Source organism: Chitinophaga sp. 22308 (genome assembly GCF_052045305.1).
GTDB classification, from domain to species: domain Bacteria; phylum Bacteroidota; class Bacteroidia; order Chitinophagales; family Chitinophagaceae; genus Chitinophaga; species Chitinophaga varians_A.
The window spans coordinates 1-421 of the sequence record NZ_JBQEOP010000033.1 but is presented as its reverse complement, the minus strand read 5'-3'; the positions used below and the strand labels follow the sequence as shown (position 1 = coordinate 421).

The window sequence follows — 421 nt, the reverse complement described above, 5'->3', positions numbered from 1 at the left end:
GATGAAGACGGTGGCCAGGTGGCGGAATATAAAGACAAATCCGGCCGGGTGGTACTTAAAAAAGTCCGGGCAGCCGGCAATGCCGGTACGGCCCATATGGGATGGCTGTGTACCTATTATATCTATGACGACCTGAATAACCTGCGTTTTGTGATTCCGCCGTTGGGCGTAGAGAAGATCACCAGTAGCTGGAATACAGCTGCTATCGCTGATGGCCTTTGTTTTCAGTATAGCTACGATGGCAGAAAGCGAATGATCACCAAAAAGGTCCCTGGTGCGGGTGTAGTAGAAATGGTGTATGACGTGCGTGACCGATTGGTATTTACCAGGGATGCTAACCAGCGAGCGTTGAACCAGTGGTTGGTGACCTTTTATGATGATCTGAACCGCCCGGTGGAGACAGCGCTTTATAACAGGGATA

1 protein-coding gene is annotated in these 421 nt (G+C 50.4%); it reads left to right on the top strand.

The genetic code is table 11. The features are described 5' to 3' along the window. A partial coding sequence (locus ACTJJS_RS33535; protein ID WP_440668411.1) for a hypothetical protein occupies window positions 1-421 on the top strand: 421 nt, incomplete at both ends.